Annotated in this window: 2 protein-coding genes; both read right to left on the bottom strand. The window is 35.3% G+C overall.

What is annotated here, in order from left to right:
- Positions 1–179: ATP-binding protein (locus Ctaglu_RS24835; RefSeq protein ID WP_185732978.1), on the bottom strand; the 179-nt coding region annotated here is incomplete at its 3' end.
- 44 nt (positions 180–223) lie between these two features.
- The coding region (locus Ctaglu_RS24830) for a Tn3 family transposase (RefSeq protein ID WP_148097616.1) at positions 224–504 on the bottom strand (281 nt) is incomplete at its 5' end.

The raw sequence follows: 504 nt of genomic DNA, 5'->3' as shown, positions 1-504 counted from the left end.
TTTGCTTCGCTCAATTGATTAACTAGTGCTGCTGTACGAAAGAACTTTACTCTTTTACCTCTAGAACAAGCAGCTACTCCTATGGCAGTGGCCATGTGACTTTTTCCGGTCCCAACAGGGCCATATAGGGGTACGGCAACGATTCGTGCAAAAAACAGCCATAAGACATTTATTACCATATATATCACGTTGCCGTTCTTCCCTAATGTAGTAAATTGCTCATTTATGCCATAGCAAAAGATAAATTGTAGTCTATGTTCGGTGGCTTACGATTTAAATCTAAATTATAACGCCCAAAACGATTAATATGCTGGGTTATATATGGGCTTAATGCTGCTATAGTATCTTCTTCAATTTTATGACCTTCCATTATTAGATCCTGAAGAATTTGAGTTATATGAAAAACGTTATGAAATATAATGCAATTGGAAACCAAATGATTATACTTTATTATTTTTCTTTGTTCATCTCTATTATTTTCTGCGATAATTCCATCGCCACCAA

The organism is Clostridium tagluense (assembly GCF_003865095.1).
GTDB lineage: Bacteria > Bacillota > Clostridia > Clostridiales > Clostridiaceae > Clostridium_AD > Clostridium_AD tagluense.
The sequence above is the reverse complement of the archived record's forward strand: the minus strand, read 5'-3'. Positions and strand labels throughout refer to the sequence as shown.